The organism is Amnimonas aquatica (assembly GCF_002943415.1).
GTDB classification, from domain to species: domain Bacteria; phylum Pseudomonadota; class Gammaproteobacteria; order Pseudomonadales; family Moraxellaceae; genus Perlucidibaca; species Perlucidibaca aquatica_A.
Genome location: NZ_PTQZ01000353.1, coordinates 1 through 1,203, shown reverse-complemented (window position 1 = coordinate 1,203; position 1,203 = coordinate 1). Strand labels below are relative to the sequence as shown.

Sequence of the window (1,203 nt, the reverse complement as noted above, 5' to 3'; positions counted from 1 at the left end):
CGGTGCGGGAAGATCAGTGCCACCGGCAGCGCCGGCACACCGGCCTGCGGCAGCACCTCGACCAGTCGGCCGCTGCCGAGCAGATCCTCGACATCGAAATACGGCACCTGGATCAGGCCGAGGCCGGCCAGCGCGGCACCGATGTAGCCTTCGGCATTGTCCACCGCCACCTGGCACGGCAGGGTGAGTGTCGTGGTGCTGCCGGCGACGACGTGCTCCCAGGGCAGCACGCGGCCGGTCTGTGGCGAGGCATAGCCGACCATGCGGTGTCCCGCCAGGTCGTCCGGCCCGGCGGGCACGCCGTGCTCCGCCAGGTAGGCCGGGCTGGCGCAGCTGATCTGCCGGAAGTACCCGAGCGGGCGCGCCACCAGGCTGCTGCTGTCGAGATGACCGACGCGCAAAGCGCAATCGATGCCCTCGACCACCAGATCGGTGATCCGGTCGCGCGCGCCCAGCACCAGTTCGATGCGCGGATGACTGCGGAGGAAGGCCGGCAGGCGCGGCATCAGCACGCGATGGGCGATGCGGCTGGGCACATCGAGACGGACCTGTCCGTTCAGCTCGCCATCCGGCGGCAGCAGGGTCTCCAGCGCATCCATCTCCGCCAGGATGCGCCGGCAGCGTGCCAGCAGGCGCTGGCCGTCCGAGGTCAGGCCGACCCGGCGCGTGGTGCGCTGCAGCAGGCGCACGCCGAGACGCTGCTCAAGCTGCTGCACGGCCTGCGACACGGTGGTGCGCGGCAGATCCAGGGCATGGGCCGCCCTGATGAAGCTGCCCATGTCGCTGACCCGGACGAAGACGCGCATGGCATCCAGCGTATCCATGTTCGGTAAACCACCTGCTCGGGAGGATCAGCGCGTAGTGTAGCCACCATTGGCCAGGATCGTCTGGCCGGTGATCCACCAGCCCTCGGTGGCCAGGAAACGGACAATGGGCGCGATGTCGTCGATGTCGGTCAGGCCCTTGCGCGAGAATCCGCTCAGGGCCGCCGCCGTGCTGTGGTAGGCCACCGCCTCCGGCGACTCCTGGCCGTAGAAGAACGGCGTATCCATGGGGCCGGGACCGATGGCATTGACCGAGATGCCACGGCCGCCGAACTCCTTGGAGGCCGCACGGGTGAAGTGCTCCACCGCCGCCTTGCTGGCGGGATAGATGGCATAGAACGGGGTGTAGGCCGCCAGCAGCGAGCTGACGATGGTCACG

The 1,203-nt window shown here is 69.2% G+C and carries 2 protein-coding genes; both read right to left on the bottom strand.

The features are described 5' to 3' along the window. A partial coding sequence (locus C5O18_RS09885; RefSeq protein WP_105193454.1) for a LysR family transcriptional regulator occupies positions 1 to 824 on the bottom strand: 824 nt, incomplete at its 3' end. A 27-nt stretch (positions 825 to 851) separates the two neighbouring features. Beyond that, on the bottom strand, positions 852 to 1,203 hold a 352-nt coding region (locus C5O18_RS09880), incomplete at its 5' end, for an SDR family oxidoreductase (protein ID WP_146089350.1).